A 16,807-nucleotide genomic window follows, 5' to 3' on the forward strand; every position below is an offset into this window, starting at 1 on the left:
GAGGGGACAAGGGCGCCGGCGGGCGAGCGTGAAAGCTCGCAAGTGGGCTTGAGTGTGAGCTCGCCAGCGGGCGAGGGCGCCTCGCGCCGGCGCGATCGCTGGCTGCGGCTCGCGTCCCTGGGCGCCTTCGTGCTGCTGTGGCAGGTCGCGGCCATGTTCGCCGACAGCCGTACGCTGCCCGATCCGCTGACCGTGCTCGCGCGCATCGTCGACGAGACCGTGTCGCTGAGCCTGCCCGGCCACCTCGCGGTGACGCTCGGCCGGGTCGCGGTCGCCTTCGCCGCGGCGATGCTGATCGGCGCGCTGCTCGGGATGGCGATGGGGCGCTGGCGCAGCCTCGACGCCTTCTTCGATGCCTGGCTGGTGCTCGGGCTCAACATCCCGGCGCTGGTCACGATCATCCTGTGCTACGTGTGGTTCGGTCTCAACGACTGGGCGGCAATCCTGGCGGTGGCGATCAACAAGATCCCGACCGTCATCGTCACCGTGCGCGAGGGCGCGCGTGCGGTCGATCCCAAGCTGCTCGACGTCGCCCGCGCCTATCGCCTGTCGCGGCGCACCACCTTCATGCGCGTTTATCTGCCGCAGCTCGTGCCCTATCTGATGGCGGCGGCGCGCTCGGGGTTGTCGCTGATCTGGAAGATCGTGCTTGTGGTCGAGCTGCTCGGGCGCAGCGAGGGCGTGGGCTTTCAGTTGAACGTGTTCTTCCAGTTCTTCGACATCACCGGCATCCTCGCCTACACGCTGGCCTTTGCCGCCGTGGTGCTGGTCGTCGAGGCCTGGGTGCTGCGCCCGCTCGAGCGCCGGCTCACCGGGTGGAGGACCTGAGCGATGCTCGAGATCCAGATCGATCGCAAGTGCTATCCCGACCGTGGCGGCCGACCGCACGTGGCATTGTCCGGCCTGCGCCTGGCGGTGCAGCACGGCGAGTTCGTGTGCGTGGTGGGGCCCTCGGGTTGCGGCAAGAGCACCTTGCTCAACATCGTCGGCGGGCTCGACCGCGACCTGGACGGCCAGGTGACGATGAACGGCGCCTTCCCGGAGGACATCGGCTTCATGTTCCAGGAGCCGCGGCTGATGCCGTGGATGAGCGTGCTCGACAACGTGCTGCTGGTGGCGCGTGCCGGCGGTGATGCGGCGCGCCAGCGCGAACGCGGGATTGCGCTGTTGCGAGCGATGGAACTCGGAGACGTGCTCGATGCCTATCCGACGCGGCTTTCCGGCGGGATGATGCGGCGCGTGGCGCTCGCACGTGCCTTCATCAACGAGCCCGAACTGCTGCTGATGGACGAACCCTTCGTGTCGCTCGACACGCCCACCGCGAACCGTCTGCGTGAGATGCTCGCCGAGCAGTGGCAGCGCTGCGGCGCGAGCGTGCTGTTCGTCACCCACGACCTGCGCGAGGCGCTCGCGCTCGCCGACCGGGTGTGCTTCCTGTCGGCAGCACCGGGGCGGGTGGTGCTGGATCTGGCGGTGGACCTGCCGCGTCCGCGCGACCCCGCATCGCCTGCGGTCGATCGCTTTTATCAGGCGCTGCTGGTCCGCCATCCGGCCTTGCTGGGTGGGCTGGCGAGCGGCGTGGAAACGGACGGAGCAGCGCAATGAAGAGCGTGAGCGCGACGGCGGCCGAGCCGCTGACACAACCGAGGGCAGCGCCCGGCGCGGCCGGCGAGGTGTTGCTGTCGGTGCGCGGGGTGAGCAAATCCTACGGTGCGCGCCCGGCGCTGAAGAGCGTGGACCTCGAGGTGCGTGCTGGCGAATTCGTCGCCCTGCTCGGCCCCAACGGCGCGGGCAAGAGCACGTTGTTCCAGTTGCTCACGGGCCTCTTCAATGCCGACGCCGGCGAGGTGCGGGTGTGCGGCCAGGACATGCGCGTGGCGCCGGTGCGCGCGCTCGGACGCATCGGCGTGGTGTTCCAGCAGATGACGCTCGACCTCGACCTCAGCGTCGAGGCCAACCTCGTGTTCCACGCCCGCCTGCACGGCATCGGCGGCGCGCAGGCGAAGGTCCGCATTGCCGATGCGCTCGCCCGCCTCGGGCTGGCCGAGCGTCGCGGCGATCGTGTGCGCGAACTCTCGGGCGGCAACCGGCGCAAGGTGGAACTGGCGCGCGCGCTCGTGCATCAGCCTTCGGTGCTGCTGATGGACGAGGCCACCGTCGGCCTGGATCCGGCCTCGCGCCGGCACCTGCTCGACGAGGTGCTGGCCTTGCGCGCCAGCGGCGTCGGCGTGCTGTGGGCCTCGCACCTGGTGGACGAGGCCGAGGGCGCCGACCGCGTGCTGGTGCTGCACAAGGGCAAACTGCTCGCCCAAGGTACGCCGGCCGAGCTGGTGGCGGCGTCCGGTTGCGACACGCTGGCCGAGGCCTTCCTCAAGATGACGCGCAGCGGGCAGGCGGTGGAGCCCGCCTGAACCCGGCTGAGTTGGCCAGCATCGATCTGGCATGGTTTTTTCTTGCGGGTTCCTGCCCGCGCTTCAAGCAGTGACAGCTTTGCACCATCGACACCAACGAGGAGACGACAACAATGACCCGACTGAAGACCCTCGGCTGCGCCGTGGCCACCACCCTGATGCTAGCCCTGCCGGCCGGCGCCGCGCTGGCCAAGGACACCGGCTACATCTTCGTCAGCAGCGAGAACGACAACGCCGTCACCGTGCTCGACGGCAAGAGCTTCCAGGTGGTCAAGACCATCGCTACCGGCGAACGTCCGCGCGACATGAAGCTCGCGGCCGATCGCGAGCAGATCTTCGTCATCGCCAGCAACAGTGAACGGGTGGACGTGATCGACATTGCCAAGCTCGAGGTTGTGCGTAGCATCGACGTCGGCGAAGACCCCGAGATGTTCGACTTCAGCAAGGACGGCAGCAAGATCTTCGTTTCCAACGAGGACGACGCCGAAGTGTCGGTGGTCGATGTCGCCAAGAACGAGGTGCTGGCCAAGATCGAGGTCGGCGAGGAGCCCGAGGGCGTGCTGGTGAGCAAGGACGGCAGCCGGCTCTACGTGACATCGGAAGTGGCCAACATGGTCCACGTCATCGACACCGCGAACAACGAGATCCTCGCCAATGTGGTGGTCGGCAACCGCCCGCGCCGCTTTGCCGACACGCCCGACGGCAGCGAGGTGTGGGTGACCAACGAACTGGGCGCCTCGGTGACCGTGCTCGACGCCAAGAACAACACCATCAAGGAAACCATCAGCTTCGAGCCCAAGGGTTTTCGTAGCGACGACGTGACCCCGGTCGGCATCACCATGACCCGCGACGGCAAGACCGCCTACGTCACGCTCGGCCGCGCCAACCACTTCGCCGTGGTCGACGTCGCCACCCGCCAGGTCAAGGACTACGTGCTGGTCGGCAACCGCGCCTGGGGCGTGACGCTCAACCGCGACGAGTCGATGCTGGTGGTGGTCAATGGCCTGTCGGACGACATCTCGCTGGTCGACACAAAGACCAACAAGGTGCTGCGCTCGGTGCCGGTCGGCCGCGTGCCGCACACGGCGGTGATCGACGACTGATCGGCTGATCACGGTAGGAGTGCCTGCCAGAGGCAGGCCCTCCTGTCTTTCCGTGGGAGCGGGCTTGCCCGCGAGTTGTGCGTTCTGATCCGCTGCTTTCGCGGGCAAGCCCGCTCCCACAGAACCTGCCGATCACGTCCTGGAACGCTTCCTGGAGATATCTACATGAGCTTGCGTGCGCTGATCCACTTCGCCCTGGCGGCCTCTCTGCTGCTGTTCGCGCTGGTGGCCGGGGCGGCCGAGGTGATCCGCTTCGGCTATCTCGAACTGAACAAGGATGCACGCTACGACGAGAAGAAGGCTTTCTATCGCACCTTGTCGCGACCCTTGGGTTCGCCTTTCCCCGGTGCGGAAGTCGCGCTGCGCGAGGCCCGCTTCGTCGGCCAGGCGCTGGGCGTGAGCTTCGACCTGGCGCGTGCGCGCGGCACCGATGCGGCGGCACTGGTGGCCGAGCTCGACAAGCTGCACGCCGAGGGCGTGCGCTACTTCCTGATCGACGCGCCCGGCAAGGTGGTGGCCGAGGTCGCCGCCGCCACCCGCGGGCGCGGGCTGCTGCTGTTCAACGTCTCGGCGCCCGACGACGCGCTGCGCCAGGCGCAGTGCCAGGCGCACCTGTACCACACGCTGCCCAACCACGGCATGCAGACCGATGCGATCGCCCAGTTCCTCGTGTTCAGGAAGTGGCGCAACGTGCTGCTGCTGCAGGGGCCGCTCGACGACGACAAGCTGATCGGCGCCGCCTTCGAGAACTCCGCGCGCCGGCTGGGCCTGAAGATCGTCGCGAAGAAGGACTTTCTGCTCAGCAACGACCCGCGCCAGCGCGAACTCGGCAACGTCGGCCTGCTGACTGCGGGCGCCGACTACGACGTCGTCTTCGTCGCCGACAGCGACGGAGAGTTCGCGCGCAGCGTGCCCTACGACACCGTGCGCCCGCGTCCGGTGGTGGGCGCCGAGGGCCTGGTCGCCGAAGCCTGGCACTGGGCCTGGCCGCGCCACGGCGCGCCGCAGCTCACCGGCCGCTTCGAGAAGCAGGCCAAGCGCCACATGGGCAGCGCCGACTGGGCGGCGTGGATCGCGGTGAAGGCGGTGGTGGAGGCGGTGGTGCGCACCGAGAACGCGCCCTTCGACAAGCTCGTCGCCTACCTCGGCGGCGAGGAGATCACCATCGACGGCTTCAAGGGCAACCGCCTGTACTTCCGCGACTGGGACCGCCAGCTGCGCCAGCCGCTGCTGATCGCCACCCACAACGCGGTGATCGAGCGCGCGCCGATCCAGGGCTTCCTGCACCAGACCAACAACATGGACACGCTCGGCTTCGACCGGCGTGACAGCCAGTGCAAGCCGTGAGGACACGATGAGGCTCGCCCACGCCTGGCTCGCGCTGCAGGCCGTCACCAGCCGCGAGGTCGCCAAGTTCCTCCGCCAGGGCGGGCGGCTGGCCTCGGCGCTGGTGCGTCCGCTGCTGTGGCTGGTGGTGTTCGCCGCCGGCTTCCAGAACGTGTTCGGGGTGTCGATCATCCCGCCGTATAACACCTACATTCCGTACCAGACCTACATCGTGCCGGGGCTCCTCGGCATGGTGCTGCTGTTCAACGGCATGCAGTCCTCGCTGGCGATGGTGTACGACCGCGAGATGGGCGTGATGCGCCTGCTGCTCACCGCGCCTTTGCCGCGCTGGTATCTGCTGTTCTGCAAGCTGCTCGCCGGTACGCTGCTGTCGGTGCTGCAGGCCTATGTGTTCCTGATCATCGCCGCACTGTTCGAGGTCGAGGTGCCGATCATCGGCTGGCTGTACGCGCTGCCGGTGCTGGTGCTGTCGGGGATGATGCTGGGCGCGCTCGGGCTGTTGCTGTCGGTCAATGTGCGCCAGCTCGAGAACTTCGCCGGCACGATGAATTTCGTCATCTTCCCGATGTTCTTCATCTCGCCCGCGCTCTATCCGCTGTGGAAGCTGGAGGAATCCGGCGCGCGCGTGATCCATTTCCTGGCCACCTGGAACCCCTTCACCCATGCGGTGGAGGCGACGCGCTTCGCGCTGCATGGCCAGGTTGCGGTGCAGTCGCTGGCGATCGTAGCCGGCTGCCTGGTGGCCTTCTTCCTGCTTGCCGCCTGGGGCTACGACCCGCAGCGCGGCATGCTCAAGCGCACCGGGAAACCGGGGTGACGCATTACAACAACGACGGTGGAGACAACATGAAACTGACTCGCAGGGATGTACTGGTGGTGGCCTTGTCCGCGGTGTTCGCCGGCAGCGCCTGGGCGCATGGGCCGAGCCGGCAGAAGGTCGAGCTGACGGTCGACATCGCCGCGCCCGCAGACAAGGTGTGGGCGCGGGTGGCGAACTTCCACGACATGTCCTGGCTCCCGGTGGTGGCGCGCACCGAAGGCCAGGGCGGCAACGAGGTCGGCGCCAACCGCGTGCTGGTGCTCAAGGCCGCGGGCGATCCGACCATCGCCGAGCAGCTCACCCGCTACAACGCCGAGGGCATGACCTACTCCTACAAGATCACCGAGGTGGACGTGAAGGTGCTGCCGGTGAGCAACTACACCTCGCACCTCACCGTGACCGCCGACGGCGAGGGCAAGTCCAAGGTGCAGTGGCGCGGCGCCTTCTACCGTGGCTTCCCGAACAACGATCCTCCGCCCGAGTTGAACGACCAGGCCGCGATCGATGCGGTGACCGGGGTGTACAAGACCGGCCTCGATGCGCTGAAGGCGGAGATGGAGAAGTGAGGACACGATGAGGGGCCCGCGGGAGCGGGCTTGCCCGCGAAAGCAGCGGATCAGAACGCACAATTCGCGGGCAAGCCCGCTCCCACGGGCCCGGCGATTGCGGTCCGCCTTACTCGCGGCTGGCTTGCTCGCCTGCGCGGCGGTTCAGGCGGACGAGCGCGCCTTCGTCACCAACCAGTCGGCTCAGACCGTGTCCGTCGTGGCGCTGCCGCAGATGGCGGTGCTCGCCACGCTGCCGGTTTCCGGCAAGCCTGCCGGGGTGGCGGCCGCGCCCGATGGTCGCCATGTGTACGTCAGCAGTCCGGAGGGCGCCTTCGTCACGGTGCTCGGTACCGATCCGCCAGCCGTGCTGCGCCAGATTGCGCTCGAGGGCGGGCCGCTGGGCATCGCGATCCATCCCGCGGGCAAGCCGCTGTACGTTGCCGACTGGTATGCGGGGCGGGTGTTCGTCGTCGACCCGGACACCGGCGCACGGACGGCTGAACTCAAGACCGGCGCCTCGCCCTCGGGGCTGGCGGTATCGCCCGATGGCAGCCTGCTCGCTACAGCCGACCGCGACAGCGACCAGGTGTCGCTGTTCTCCACCGCCGACAACACGCTGCTCGCCACCGTGCCGACCGGCGCGCGCCCCTTCGGCATCGGCTTCACGCCGGATGGCGCGCATGTGCTGACCACCGATGTCGGCGCGGACGCGGTCACGGTGATCGACGTTGCCCGGCGCGCGGTGCGCACCACGGTCGCGGTGGGCGAGCGACCCTATGCCGTGGCCTTCGCCGGCGGACGCGCCTTCGTCACCAATCAGTACGCGGGGACGGTGTCGGTGATCGATCTGGACAAGTGGGAGAAGATCGCCGACCTGCCGACCGGAGAATATCCGGAAGGCGTCGCCAGCTCCGCCGACGGGGCCAGCGTGTATGTGGCGAACTGGTTCGACAACAGCCTTTCACGTATCGACGTCGCGAGCTTGAAGGTGGTCGGCGAGGCGCTCACCGGTGACGGTCCGCGCGCCTTCGGCCAGTTCATCGCCCGGTTGCCGGCGCCATGAGCGGTCGGTGCCCGTCACTCGGCGAGCGTGGCGCGCTCGAGCGCGAGATAGCGCTGCTGCACGTTGCGGCCATGGACCGGCTCGTACATCGCCCAGCCGGCGTAGCGCGGCAGGTGCGCAGCGCGCACGATCGCCGACAGTGGCGTACCGGCGTCGAACTGGCTGCGCACGCGTGCCTCGGTCTGGGCGATGTAGTCACCCATGGCGTCGAGCGCGTCGGCGGAGACGGGCGGCCCGTAGCCGGGCACGATGTGGTCTCCCTGTGCGCGCGCCAGCGCCTGCAGATCGACGAGCGCAGCACGCCAGCCTGCGGGGTCGCCATCGCGCAGTTCGGGAACGCGCCCGACCGACACCAGCGTGCCGGCGAAAACGACACCGCTCTGCAGGTCGCGCACCACGAGATCGCCGGGCGAGCTGGCCCAGCCGGGGTGGATCAGCGCGAGGCGGCGTCCGCCGAGATCGATTGTCGTGGTGGTCTCGACCTGCCGGTCTGGCGGCTGGACACGGCTGCCCGCCATTTCGTCCTCGCCGAGTACCTGGCGCAAGTTGTGCAGACAGTTCTCGCAGCGCGCCGTGATCAGCTCGGCGCTGGCGCGGTGGGCCAGCACCGGGATGTCCTGGTCGGTGAAGGCCGCTGCGCCCATCACGAATTCCTGCACAGGCTGGGTGATCACCACCAGCACGACCGGCTTGCCGCCGATGCGCTCGGCCGCCGCGAGCAGGGCGCGGCCGTGGCGGTAGGACGCGCCGGCGTTGATCATCACCGTGCCGCTTTCGCCGACCACGAAGCCGATGTTGCCGACACGGCCGCGGTTGCCCGGCGAGGGCTCGCCGGTGTCGCCGATGAAGACATGTACGCCGTCGGCCAGCGTGTGTGCGTCCTGCGCGCGCGCGCCGCAGGCCGCGGTCGCGAGCACGAGCAGGGCAGCGAGCCCATTCGCCCAGCGCCGAAGGACGCTTGTTTCAGCCTGCTTCATGCATTTGCCCCGTTGCCATCCCGAGGAGAGATTTCATGACCGCCATCGTTCGTCGCAATCCGTTTGCCCGTGTCAGCCTGGCCCTTGTCGCATTCCTTGCACTCGTCATCGCCTACGGCCCTGCTGCCCGCGCGGCTGACACGTCGCCGGCCACGCTCGCCATGGTCGGCTTCGAACTGCTCGAGGATCACCCCGACGCCGGTCGCCATGATGCCCAGCAGGCGCGGCTCAAGTTGATCGAGGACGAGTTCCGTGCCCAGATCCAGCAGCGCGGGCTCTATACGCTCGTGGACAGCGCTCCCCACCAGGCCCTGATCGACCGCGTGCGCGGCGGTGTCGAGTTCCTTTATCGCTGCCCGCATTGCCTGGCCGAGATTGGTACCGGCATCGGCGCGCAGTATGTTGCGGTGGGCTGGGTGCAGAAGGTCAGCAACCTGATCCTCAACGTCAACATCGAGATCCGCGAAGTGGCGACCAACCGCGTCGCGCTGGTCAAGTCGGTGGACATGCGTGGCAACAACGACGAGAGCTGGATTCGCGCCATCCGCTACCTGGTGCGCGACATTGACGAGAAGCGCAAGGCGAACCCGCGCTACGGCTTGTGAGCCTTGCACTGCCCCCGATTGCCGCTCCCGCATAGGGGAAACGGCGTCGGGGAGGGTGCTCAGGTGCCGGCGCCGACCTTGACCACCGTTTCGAAGCGCAGGTCGTTGGTGTCTATCACCTCGGCCTTGAGCTCGCCCTCGCCGGTCGGCACGAAGTAGAAGCGGAAGTTCGGGTTCTCGCTGATCGAAAAATCCACATCCGCGCTGAGCACGGGCTCGCCGGCGTAGCTGACCTGGATGCGGCGCACGAAGTAGGCGGGCGTGTACATGCGGGTGAGCTGGTCCATGACCAGGCCGGAGTTGTTCGGGTGGCTGATCATCAGCTGCGCCAGCGCCGGCTTGCCGGGCTCGACTTCGCCCTCGACGCGAAAACGCATCTTGCCCAGGCTCGCCATCGCTGCGCTCATGTCCTTGCCCGGCGGGGCCGAGCAGCCGCCCGAGGCCTTGACGAAGCGGGTGGCCATGTAGAGCTCGCCGGTGTTCATCTCGGCGATCGCGCGCACGTGAGTGTAGGCGTCGATGCGCACCCGGGTCTCGATGTCGGCGCGCCCGCTGGTCGGCGCAAAGTGGAAGGTCGCGCCCATCGGCGAGGGATTGTTGTCGATCATCAGATACACGCGCTCGATGTAGCGGTCCGGGCGCTGTTCGACGTGGGTGCGGATCGAGATCGGCACGATCGCGGCGTCCTGCGCACGCTCGGGCGCTTCGAGGGTGAGGACGGCGTCGGCGGGCGTGGTGATCGCGCGATCCTGGAACATCACCGAGCGCATCTGCTGCCAGGTGGCGTTGGCCTCGGGGTTGTCGGGATCGGACTTCTGCTGTGCCAGCGCCGGGCCGGTGAGGCTCACCGTGACCAGCGCGGCGAGCAGCAGGGATTTGAGCGTGTTCATGCGTCCTCCACGGGCCGGAGGCCCTAGTCTTCCCATTCGAGTTCGGCGTAGGCGGCGGTGAGGTTGCGGCGGTGAAAGTCCTCCGTCAGCAGCCAGCCGTTGGTGCCGGTGCCTGCCAGTGTTTCGACCGCATCGGCGATGGTTCGTTTGTCGGCGAGGGCGCCGCGGATGCCGTCGCGCACACCGGCGAGGTAGTGGCGCTGCTTGTCGAGCGCCGCCCGCCAGTCGGTGGTGGGGGCGCCGTGACCGGGTACCACGCGCCTGGCGTCGACGGTGAGCAGACGCTCCATGACCTCGAGCCAGCCGATGAGCCGCCCGTCGATCACCGGGAGGTGGCCGACGAACAGCAGGTCGCCGGCAAACAGCGTGGCGCTGGCGTCGTCGAGCACGCTGAGGTCGTTGTCGGTGTGCGCGGTGGGCCAGGCCTGCAGCATCAGGCGGCGCCCGCCGAGATCGAGTTCGGTCGTGCGCTCGACTTCGAGGTCGGGAAAGACGATGTCCGCCTCGCCAGAAGTGACGCCCAGGTCGCGCGCGAGCGCCTCGCGGTAGAAGGGCGCGCGCGCCGCGAGCGAGGCCTTGAGCCGGGCATGGCCGACGAAGCGCGGGCGCGGTTCGAGCGCGGCGAAGGCCGCGTTACCCAGCGTGTGGTCGGGATGGACGTGGGTGTTGATGACGAAGCATACCGGCTGCGCGGTGGCGCGCTCGATGGCGGCGAGCAGGCGTTGGCCGAGCTGCGGGCTGCCGCCGGTGTCGATCACCGCGACGCAACGATCGCCGACCACGAAGCCGAGGTTGGCGACATCGCCCTCGACCGCATCGCCGCGTGCGCCGGGCCAGGTGGCGTGATGTCCGGCGTGCACATGGACGCCGGGGGCGATCTCCTCGACCGGCAGCGGCTCGATCGCCGGGTTCGCAACGCACACGCCCGCCCATGCGAGCGCGAGGGCAGCGATCGAGCGGCGCAGGGCGCAGGCGCGGGGGGGCATGTCGACTCGGCTGGGTGGGCTGTGCGGGTGGACGCGGTGGAGGTTTGCGCTTTCCAGGCCCGTGGGAGCGGGCTTGCCCGCGAATGTCCCGCCTGTGGATGCAGGATTCGCAGGCAAGCGCGCTCCCACGGGGTGGTTGCGCGTGCTCAGCGCCGGGCCGCGGTGGTGTCGATGAAGCAGGCCTTCTTGGCCTTGGCGAGCACGGTGTCGTACTTGCGCACTTCGCCGCGCCAGTGCTTGCCGCGGTAGTAGCCGCCACGTTCGCCGCTGATCGAGTTGGCGAGCGCCGCGGTGTGCATCGTGCGGTACTCGTCGAAACTGATCTCGCTGGCAACCGTATCAAGGGCGCACGAGCACTTGCTCGACATCTCGAACTCGGTGCCGGGGTGTTCGCGCATGCACTCGAGGACGAAGCTCACCCGCTCGGTGGTCGGGAAGTCGTTCGCGAGCGCGGGCAGGCTGGTGAGGGCGAGCGTGGTGAGGGTGAATGTGGTGCGGGCGAGGCCGGCGAGGGGCTTGTTCCAGGTTTTCATGGTGTGTCTCCTTGTTCAGCGTGCGAGCGCCGTGATGTCGGGTGGAGTGGCGCCTTCGAGGTACATCTCCTCGACGATCAGCGGTTCGGCGCCGGCGTCCTTGGCGTTCATGCGGCTGGCCATGCCGAACACCCCGCCCGGGACCTCCTCCGACAGCCAGAACACGTAGTGCTTGTCGGCGTACTGCTCGAAACGGCCGCGGCTGGGGTCGTCCGCGTAGGGGGTGATCAGGACCTGGCGGGCGTTGACCGGGCGGCCGAGGTATTCGAGCGCGCGCTCTTCGACCTTTGCGCCCTGGAAGATCGCCATGCGGATGCGCTTGCGGAAGTGGTTCTGCTGGCCCTTGGTGAGCCGGCTCATGTCGCGCACGTCATGCTCAAGAAAATACAGGATCACCGGGTTGGCGCGCGCGCCTTCGACCTCGGGCAGCGTGAGCCGGCGCTCTGCGCTGAGGAAGTCCGCTTCGCCATCGCAGCAGGTGCCGGCCGCGGTGGGGGACAGGCGCAAGGTGACCTTGTCCTCGAAGTCCGCCTCCAGCGAGCCGTGCTTGTTGAAGCGGTAGGCCAGCGTCTGCGGCGGCTGGACTTTGCCGAGGTGCTCGGTCATGAAGATGATCCGCTCCGCGTCGGAGTAGTCCTGCGCGTTGGCTGGCTGAGCGGCCGATTGCGCGCTCGCCGTGCTCGCCAGGGCGGGCAGCACAAGCATCGCGGCGAGCAGGCCGAGAGACGTGAGACGGGCGGGGAGGATGTTCGGGCGCATGGGTTTCCTGCAATGCGGTGACAGGACGGGCGCCGAGGGCGCGTCGTCCTGTGCGCGCGGCTCAGTTGCTGACGACCTTCTGGTCACCCTCGACCAGCGGCACGTTGTAGGTCTTCAGGATCTCGGCGATCTGGGCCTGGTGGGTGTCGAGGAAGCCCTCGATCTGCGCCTTCCATTCCGGTTCGCCGCGGCGAATGCCCATGCCGAAGGCGAAGTCGAACTGCACGCCCGGTTCGGACTTCATCGGCACCACCTTCATCGGCGGGTTGAACTTGCTGGCGTAATAGCCCGCGACCGGCCCCCACACGATGGCGACGTCGAGCTTCCCGCCCGCGAGGTCCTTGTCGATGATGTCGCCGACGTAGTGGTCCATGGCGACGTTGATGGTCTGGTAGGGCACGCCCTGATCGACCAGTTTGTGGCGGTCCATCCACTGCGATACCGGTGACTTGTCGTATAGCCCGATGCGAAGCTTCGACAGACGTTCGGGCCCGAGCGCGAGGAAGTCGTCGACGCTGTTCACATCGTCGAGGCCCTTGCCCTGCGGGAAGATCATCGCGTAGGTCGAGCGGTAGTAGGGCTTGGTGACCGCCACCTGGTCGAAGCCGACCGGCAGGCCGATGATCACGTCGCACGGGTAATCTTCGCCCGGAACCTTGTAGCGCAGGGTGTTGCGGATGAACACGAAGCGCTGCGGGTAGTTGAAATAGGTGACCGGCACGCCGAGGTGCTTGCCCAGCAGATCGGCGATGCGGTTCTCGAAGCCCTGCTCCTTGTCGTTGGCGAAGGGCAGGTTGTTGGGGTCCTGGCACACGCGCAGCGCATCTCGACCGCCCGCCTTGCCTTCGTCCGCGTGGGCGGCAGGCGCAGCAGCGAGCAGCAACGCAGTCGAGCATGCGGCGACTGCGCCGGCAGCGTGCCGACTCAGACGAGTGGGCTTGCGGGCGGGGCAGGGGCGAGCCTCGATCATGTGAACTCCTCTGAGGCTTTGGGTCGTCATTCGATAGCGCTCACACGGGCGCGCGTGATGGCGCCGTCAGAGCGTCCCTTCAGGTACGCGTAGAGCTTGTCGATGTTGTCCATAACGCGCGGGTCGGCGCCGAAGCTCTGCATGCCCTTCGCGAGCCGGCCGTCGCGCACGACGGTGACGAAGTCGTCCCTGCTCAGCACCTTGAGGCTTTCGATCAGCGAGGGGCCGACCATGCCTTCCTGGTTGGCGCCATGGCAACGGTCACAGGCCGCCGCGCGCCAGGTCCGGAAACCCTGCAGGGTGTCCGGGTCGACCTTGTAGCCGTCGACGACGGTGTAGAGCGGTTTGTCCGGTTCGACGGTCTGGGCCGCCGCGGCCTTGGCGTCCTGGGCCTGGGTCGCACTGCCGAAGCAGAGAAAGGCAAATGCGAGGGCGAACTGCCTGTGTTTCATGAAGGACTCCTCTTCGGTGCGGACTCTGTGTGGTCCGCTCATGCTGAATTTGCGCCCTGACGGGCGCTGGCCACCGGCTGCCGCCGTGCGGCGGCAGCCGGACGACACGCTTAGCGGTCAGGCAGTGCGAAGATCGTCAGCGAACCACCGAGCTGCGTGTAGTTCTGCAGGTCACGATAGCCGCCGACCGCGCCCAGGCCATCGTTGTCCTTCTCGAGGCCTGCTGCCATGCCGATGCCGGCCCAGCCGCCAATGCCCGAGAACACGCCGAGGTACTGCTTGCCCTTGTGCGTGTAGGTGAACACGTTGCCGATGATGCCGGACGGGGTCTTGAAGCTGTACAGCTCCTTGTTGATGTCCTTGGCATCGACGCACTTCAGGTAGCCTTCGAGCGTGCCGAAGCAGGAGATGCCGCCCGCGGTGTTGAGCGCACCGCTCCACACCGAGAACTTCTCGGGCTTGGACTGCACGATCTTGCCTTCACCCGCGTCCCAGGCGATGAAGTTGCCCATGCCGCCATGGCTGTTGGGCGTCGGGTACATCGACAGCGTGGCACCGACGTAGGGCTGGCCGGCGACGTAGTCGACCTCGAACGGCTCGTAGTCCATGCACACGTGGTTGGTCGGCACGTAGAACAGGCCGGTGTTCGGGTCGAAGGAGGCCGGCTGCTGGTCCTTGGTGCCGAGCGCCGCCGGGCAGATGCCCTTCACGTTCACGTCCGGGCCGTGCTCGGGGTTGGTGTGCTTGGACGTGGAGTACTTGGCGACGACCTGCGGGCGGCCGGTCTTCATGTCGATGTGCGAGGCCCAGTTCACCGTCGGGTCGAATTTCTCGGCGACCAGCAGCGCGCCGGTGACGCGGTCCATGGTGTAGCCGAAGCCGTTGCGGTCGAAGTGCACCAGCGCCTTGGTGTCCTTGCCCTTGACCTTGATGTCGGCGAGGATCATTTCATTGACGCCGTCGTAGTCCCACTCGTCGTGCGGGGTCATCTGATAGACCCACTTGGCGACGCCGGTGTTCAGGTCGCGCGCGACGATCGACATGGTCCACTTGTTGTCACCCGGGCGCTGCGAGGGGTTCCAGGTCGAAGGGTTGGCGGTGCCGTAATACACCAGGTTCAATTCGGAGTCCCAACTGAACCAGCCCCAGGTGGTGCCGCCACCGATCTTCCACTGGTCGCCCTGCCAGGTCTTGAGCGACGAGTCCTTGCCGATCGGCTTCATCTCGCCGTCGGTCCAGGTCATCGTCTTCTCGGGGTCCATCAACATCTCGTCGTCGGGGCCGGTGCTGTAGCCCTTCCACGCCAGCTTGCCGGTGTTCATGTCGTAGGCGGCGAGGAAGCCGCGCACGCCCCATTCACCGCCCGAGATGCCGGTGATGACCTTGTCGCCGAACACGTGCGGGGCCTGGGTGTTGACCGCGCCGAGCTTGGGATCGCCGTTGACCACGCTCCACAGCACCTTGCCGTCCTTGGCGTCGAGCGCCACCAGCGTGCTGTCGGCCTGCTGCAGGAAGATCTTGCCTTCGGCATAGGCCAGGCCGCGATAGACGGTGTCACAGCACATCTGCGCGATCACCGCCGGATCCTGGCGCGGCTCGTAGCGCCAGACGATCTTCTGGGTGTCGAGGTCCAGCGCGAAGACCTTGTTGGGGAAGGGGGTGTGGATGAACATCATGCCGTCGATGACGAGCGGCGAGCCTTCATGGCCGCGCAGCACGCCGGTGGAGAAGGTCCACGCGACCTGCATGTTGCCCACGTTGTCCTTGTTGATCTGGTCGAGCTTGCTGTAGCGCTGGTTGTAGAAGTCACCTGCCTGCGCGGCCCAGTTGCCCGGGTTGTCCATCTTGGTCTTGAGGTCTGCGTTCGCGAATGCGAGCCCGGGCAGGGCCAGCAATACTGCGGCCAGCAGTTGGGGGCTGCGGCGGGCGGGTTTCCCTGATTGTTTCATTGTCGTCTCCTCACTTGTAAACACGATGGTGTCTTGCCGCGCCAACCGAGCCTCCCCGCCGCGGCACACGAGGACTACTGCTGCAGCATGCCCACCGTTGCCGGCGAGCCTCGGGTGCTCTGAAACTGTGAAGCTCAATGCAAAGCTTGTGCCAGCCCGCGTTCATGGCGCGTACAGCCTGCGTATTCAGGGGCGTGCGCACCGGTGCGGCGGGCAGGGCGGTCACGCTGCTTAAATCTGGGGCAGGTGCTCATTTTTGGCACAACGATCGACCCCTGCGGCGGCATCGACGTCCAGTGGCAGAATGCAGCGATGACGACCTCACCTTTCCCGCGTCTGCCGCGCGCGAGCCTGGCCTTGGTCGCGACCTCCGCCCGTAGCCTGGTCGAGTGCGCGCACACCAGCGATTTCCTGCCGATTGCGCTCGACGTGTTCGGCGATGTCGACACCTGCCGGCGGGCCGAGACCTGCGTGCACATCGGTGGCGCCGGGCTGGCGATGGACCGCGACGCGCTGCTCGCTGCACTTGCGGATCTGCGCGCGCGCGGCGACGTCGCCGGCTGGGTGGCGGGCAGCGGATTCGAGGCGCAGCTCGACCTGCTCGCCGAGGCCGCGAGTGTGCTGCCGCTGATCGGCAACCGCCCGGAGACGGTGCGCCGTGTGCGCAGCCCGGCCGGGTTTGCGGATCTGGTCGACACGCTGGGCATTGCGCAGCCGGGCTTCAGTGCCGTCCGGCCGGTGGATGCGCGCGCCTGGCTGGTGAAGGACGCACACGCCTGCGGTGGCTGGCATGTGCGCCCGGCGCAGGCAGCGCCCGCGTCGGGACTGGGGGCGGGCGCGTATTTTCAGCGTCGGGTGGCGGGGGAGGCGTTCTCGTGTCTCTTCGTCGCCGCCGGGGGCGATGCGCGCGTGGTCGGTTTTTCGCGCCAGATCGTGCGTGCGCTCGGCGGGCGTCCGTATGTGTATCGGGGCGGCGTCGGGCCGGTGGCCTTGCCGTCCGCGGCCGCGGAGCGGATTGCGGACGCCGCGCTGAAGCTGACCCGGGCGCTCGGCCTCGTCGGGCTCAATGGCATCGACTTCGTGCTCGATGCGGGGGGACGGCCGTGGTTGCTGGAGCTGAATCCGCGTCCGACCGCAGCCATCCAGCTCTTCGGCGATGCCTTCGAGGACGGGCTGATGTGCGCGCATGTCGAGGCTTGCAAGGGCCGTCTGCCCGCGCCAGCGCCCGTGTGCGCGCAGGCATTTCCTCGAGGCGCCGGCGCCGCGACGCAAGGGGCGACCGGGGGCGTCGTGAGCGGCTTCGAGACCGTGTTCGCGCGCCGCGGCGGGCAGGTGGACGAGGCGAGCGCGGCCTGGCTGGCCGGGCAGCCGTGGTGCTGCGACATCCCCCGCGC

General features: G+C 67.8%; 18 protein-coding genes. 10 read left to right on the forward strand and 8 right to left on the reverse strand.

The features are described from left to right. Window positions 1-48 precede the first annotated feature (48 nt). From RBT54_RS11390 to RBT54_RS11425, 8 genes are all read left to right on the forward strand, one after another. Complete coding sequence (locus RBT54_RS11390; RefSeq protein WP_320367175.1) at window positions 49-828, forward strand: ABC transporter permease; 780 nt, start codon at window positions 49-51, stop codon at window positions 826-828. Between the two features lie 3 nt (window positions 829-831). Beyond that, window positions 832-1,605: an ABC transporter ATP-binding protein gene (locus RBT54_RS11395; protein ID WP_320367176.1), complete on the forward strand. Its 774-nt coding sequence runs from the start codon at window positions 832-834 to the stop codon at window positions 1,603-1,605. Next, window positions 1,602-2,411, forward strand: coding sequence for an ABC transporter ATP-binding protein (locus RBT54_RS11400; RefSeq protein WP_320367177.1), 810 nt, complete (start codon window positions 1,602-1,604; stop codon window positions 2,409-2,411). The genes RBT54_RS11395 and RBT54_RS11400 overlap by 4 nt, the downstream gene beginning before the upstream one ends. A gap of 113 nt (window positions 2,412-2,524) precedes the next feature. Further along, a complete protein-coding gene (locus RBT54_RS11405) occupies window positions 2,525-3,514 on the forward strand; it encodes a PQQ-dependent catabolism-associated beta-propeller protein (protein ID WP_320367178.1) in 990 nt (329 codons plus the stop codon). A 165-nt stretch (window positions 3,515-3,679) separates the two neighbouring features. Beyond that, complete coding sequence (locus tag RBT54_RS11410; RefSeq protein ID WP_320367179.1) at window positions 3,680-4,861, forward strand: amino acid ABC transporter substrate-binding protein; 1,182 nt, start codon at window positions 3,680-3,682, stop codon at window positions 4,859-4,861. A gap of 7 nt (window positions 4,862-4,868) precedes the next feature. Then, entirely contained in the window at window positions 4,869-5,678 is an 810-nt protein-coding gene (locus tag RBT54_RS11415) for an ABC transporter permease (RefSeq protein ID WP_320367180.1), read from the forward strand. Between the two features lie 29 nt (window positions 5,679-5,707). Further along, a complete protein-coding gene (locus RBT54_RS11420; protein ID WP_320367181.1) occupies window positions 5,708-6,247 on the forward strand; it encodes an SRPBCC family protein in 540 nt (179 codons plus the stop codon). A 124-nt stretch (window positions 6,248-6,371) separates the two neighbouring features. Further along, window positions 6,372-7,292 (forward strand): beta-propeller fold lactonase family protein, encoded by a 921-nt coding sequence (locus RBT54_RS11425; protein WP_320367182.1) that lies wholly within the window; start codon window positions 6,372-6,374, stop codon window positions 7,290-7,292. Between the two features lie 14 nt (window positions 7,293-7,306). On the opposite strand, the gene RBT54_RS11430 is transcribed toward RBT54_RS11425, so the two are convergent. After that, complete coding sequence (locus RBT54_RS11430) at window positions 7,307-8,269, reverse strand: MBL fold metallo-hydrolase (RefSeq protein WP_320367183.1); 963 nt, start codon at window positions 8,267-8,269, stop codon at window positions 7,307-7,309. A 35-nt stretch (window positions 8,270-8,304) separates the two neighbouring features. Here RBT54_RS11430 and RBT54_RS11435 point away from each other — a divergent pair, with 35 nt between their 5' ends. After that, window positions 8,305-8,874, forward strand: coding sequence for a DUF3280 domain-containing protein (locus tag RBT54_RS11435; protein WP_320367184.1), 570 nt, complete (start codon window positions 8,305-8,307; stop codon window positions 8,872-8,874). Window positions 8,875-8,933: 59 nt separating this feature from the next. On the opposite strand, the gene RBT54_RS11440 is transcribed toward RBT54_RS11435, so the two are convergent. The 7 genes from RBT54_RS11440 to RBT54_RS11470 all read right to left on the reverse strand — a co-directional run bounded on the left by RBT54_RS11440 (window position 8,934) and on the right by RBT54_RS11470 (window position 15,413). Then, window positions 8,934-9,764, reverse strand: a complete 831-nt coding sequence (locus RBT54_RS11440; RefSeq protein WP_320367185.1) for a quinoprotein dehydrogenase-associated SoxYZ-like carrier — start codon at window positions 9,762-9,764, stop codon at window positions 8,934-8,936. Window positions 9,765-9,787: 23 nt separating this feature from the next. Then, window positions 9,788-10,750: a quinoprotein relay system zinc metallohydrolase 2 gene (locus tag RBT54_RS11445; RefSeq protein ID WP_320367186.1), complete on the reverse strand. Its 963-nt coding sequence runs from the start codon at window positions 10,748-10,750 to the stop codon at window positions 9,788-9,790. A 146-nt stretch (window positions 10,751-10,896) separates the two neighbouring features. Beyond that, the gene (locus RBT54_RS11450; RefSeq protein ID WP_320367187.1) at window positions 10,897-11,283 is read right to left on the reverse strand and encodes a hypothetical protein; all 387 of its coding nucleotides are present in this window, start codon (window positions 11,281-11,283) and stop codon (window positions 10,897-10,899) included. Window positions 11,284-11,298: 15 nt separating this feature from the next. Beyond that, window positions 11,299-12,042: a hypothetical protein gene (locus tag RBT54_RS11455; RefSeq protein ID WP_320367188.1), complete on the reverse strand. Its 744-nt coding sequence runs from the start codon at window positions 12,040-12,042 to the stop codon at window positions 11,299-11,301. 61 nt (window positions 12,043-12,103) lie between these two features. Next, window positions 12,104-13,012, reverse strand: coding sequence for a quinoprotein dehydrogenase-associated putative ABC transporter substrate-binding protein (locus RBT54_RS11460; protein ID WP_320367189.1), 909 nt, complete (start codon window positions 13,010-13,012; stop codon window positions 12,104-12,106). Window positions 13,013-13,038: 26 nt separating this feature from the next. Continuing rightward, window positions 13,039-13,464 carry a cytochrome c gene (locus tag RBT54_RS11465; protein ID WP_320367190.1) on the reverse strand — a complete coding sequence of 142 codons (426 nt, stop codon included), beginning with the start codon at window positions 13,462-13,464 and terminating at the stop codon, window positions 13,039-13,041. A 110-nt stretch (window positions 13,465-13,574) separates the two neighbouring features. Further along, window positions 13,575-15,413, reverse strand: coding sequence for a methanol/ethanol family PQQ-dependent dehydrogenase (locus RBT54_RS11470; protein ID WP_320367191.1), 1,839 nt, complete (start codon window positions 15,411-15,413; stop codon window positions 13,575-13,577). A 312-nt stretch (window positions 15,414-15,725) separates the two neighbouring features. On the opposite strand from RBT54_RS11470, the gene RBT54_RS11475 reads away from it, so the two are divergent. Continuing rightward, the coding region (locus tag RBT54_RS11475; protein ID WP_320367192.1) for an ATP-grasp domain-containing protein at window positions 15,726-16,807 on the forward strand (1,082 nt) is incomplete at its 3' end.

The sequence above is a fragment of the Thauera sp. genome (assembly GCF_034003485.1).
GTDB lineage: Bacteria > Pseudomonadota > Gammaproteobacteria > Burkholderiales > Rhodocyclaceae > Thauera.

What these genes read in the sequence shown, in the direction of transcription:
- RBT54_RS11395 (WP_320367176.1), top strand. Translation starts at nt 832, where the DNA reads ATGCTCGAGATCCAGATCGATCGCAAGTGCTATCCCGACCGTGGCGGC.
- RBT54_RS11400 (WP_320367177.1), top strand. Translation starts at nt 1,602, where the DNA reads ATGAAGAGCGTGAGCGCGACGGCGGCCGAGCCGCTGACACAACCGAGG.
- RBT54_RS11405 (WP_320367178.1), top strand. Translation starts at nt 2,525, where the DNA reads ATGACCCGACTGAAGACCCTCGGCTGCGCCGTGGCCACCACCCTGATG.
- RBT54_RS11410 (WP_320367179.1), top strand. Translation starts at nt 3,680, where the DNA reads ATGAGCTTGCGTGCGCTGATCCACTTCGCCCTGGCGGCCTCTCTGCTG.
- RBT54_RS11415 (WP_320367180.1), top strand. Translation starts at nt 4,869, where the DNA reads ATGAGGCTCGCCCACGCCTGGCTCGCGCTGCAGGCCGTCACCAGCCGC.
- RBT54_RS11420 (WP_320367181.1), top strand. Translation starts at nt 5,708, where the DNA reads ATGAAACTGACTCGCAGGGATGTACTGGTGGTGGCCTTGTCCGCGGTG.
- RBT54_RS11430 (WP_320367183.1), bottom strand. Translation starts at nt 8,269, where the DNA reads ATGAAGCAGGCTGAAACAAGCGTCCTTCGGCGCTGGGCGAATGGGCTC.
- RBT54_RS11435 (WP_320367184.1), top strand. Translation starts at nt 8,305, where the DNA reads ATGACCGCCATCGTTCGTCGCAATCCGTTTGCCCGTGTCAGCCTGGCC.
- RBT54_RS11440 (WP_320367185.1), bottom strand. Translation starts at nt 9,764, where the DNA reads ATGAACACGCTCAAATCCCTGCTGCTCGCCGCGCTGGTCACGGTGAGC.
- RBT54_RS11445 (WP_320367186.1), bottom strand. Translation starts at nt 10,750, where the DNA reads ATGCCCCCCCGCGCCTGCGCCCTGCGCCGCTCGATCGCTGCCCTCGCG.
- RBT54_RS11450 (WP_320367187.1), bottom strand. Translation starts at nt 11,283, where the DNA reads ATGAAAACCTGGAACAAGCCCCTCGCCGGCCTCGCCCGCACCACATTC.
- RBT54_RS11455 (WP_320367188.1), bottom strand. Translation starts at nt 12,042, where the DNA reads ATGCGCCCGAACATCCTCCCCGCCCGTCTCACGTCTCTCGGCCTGCTC.
- RBT54_RS11460 (WP_320367189.1), bottom strand. Translation starts at nt 13,012, where the DNA reads ATGATCGAGGCTCGCCCCTGCCCCGCCCGCAAGCCCACTCGTCTGAGT.
- RBT54_RS11465 (WP_320367190.1), bottom strand. Translation starts at nt 13,464, where the DNA reads ATGAAACACAGGCAGTTCGCCCTCGCATTTGCCTTTCTCTGCTTCGGC.
- RBT54_RS11470 (WP_320367191.1), bottom strand. Translation starts at nt 15,413, where the DNA reads ATGAAACAATCAGGGAAACCCGCCCGCCGCAGCCCCCAACTGCTGGCC.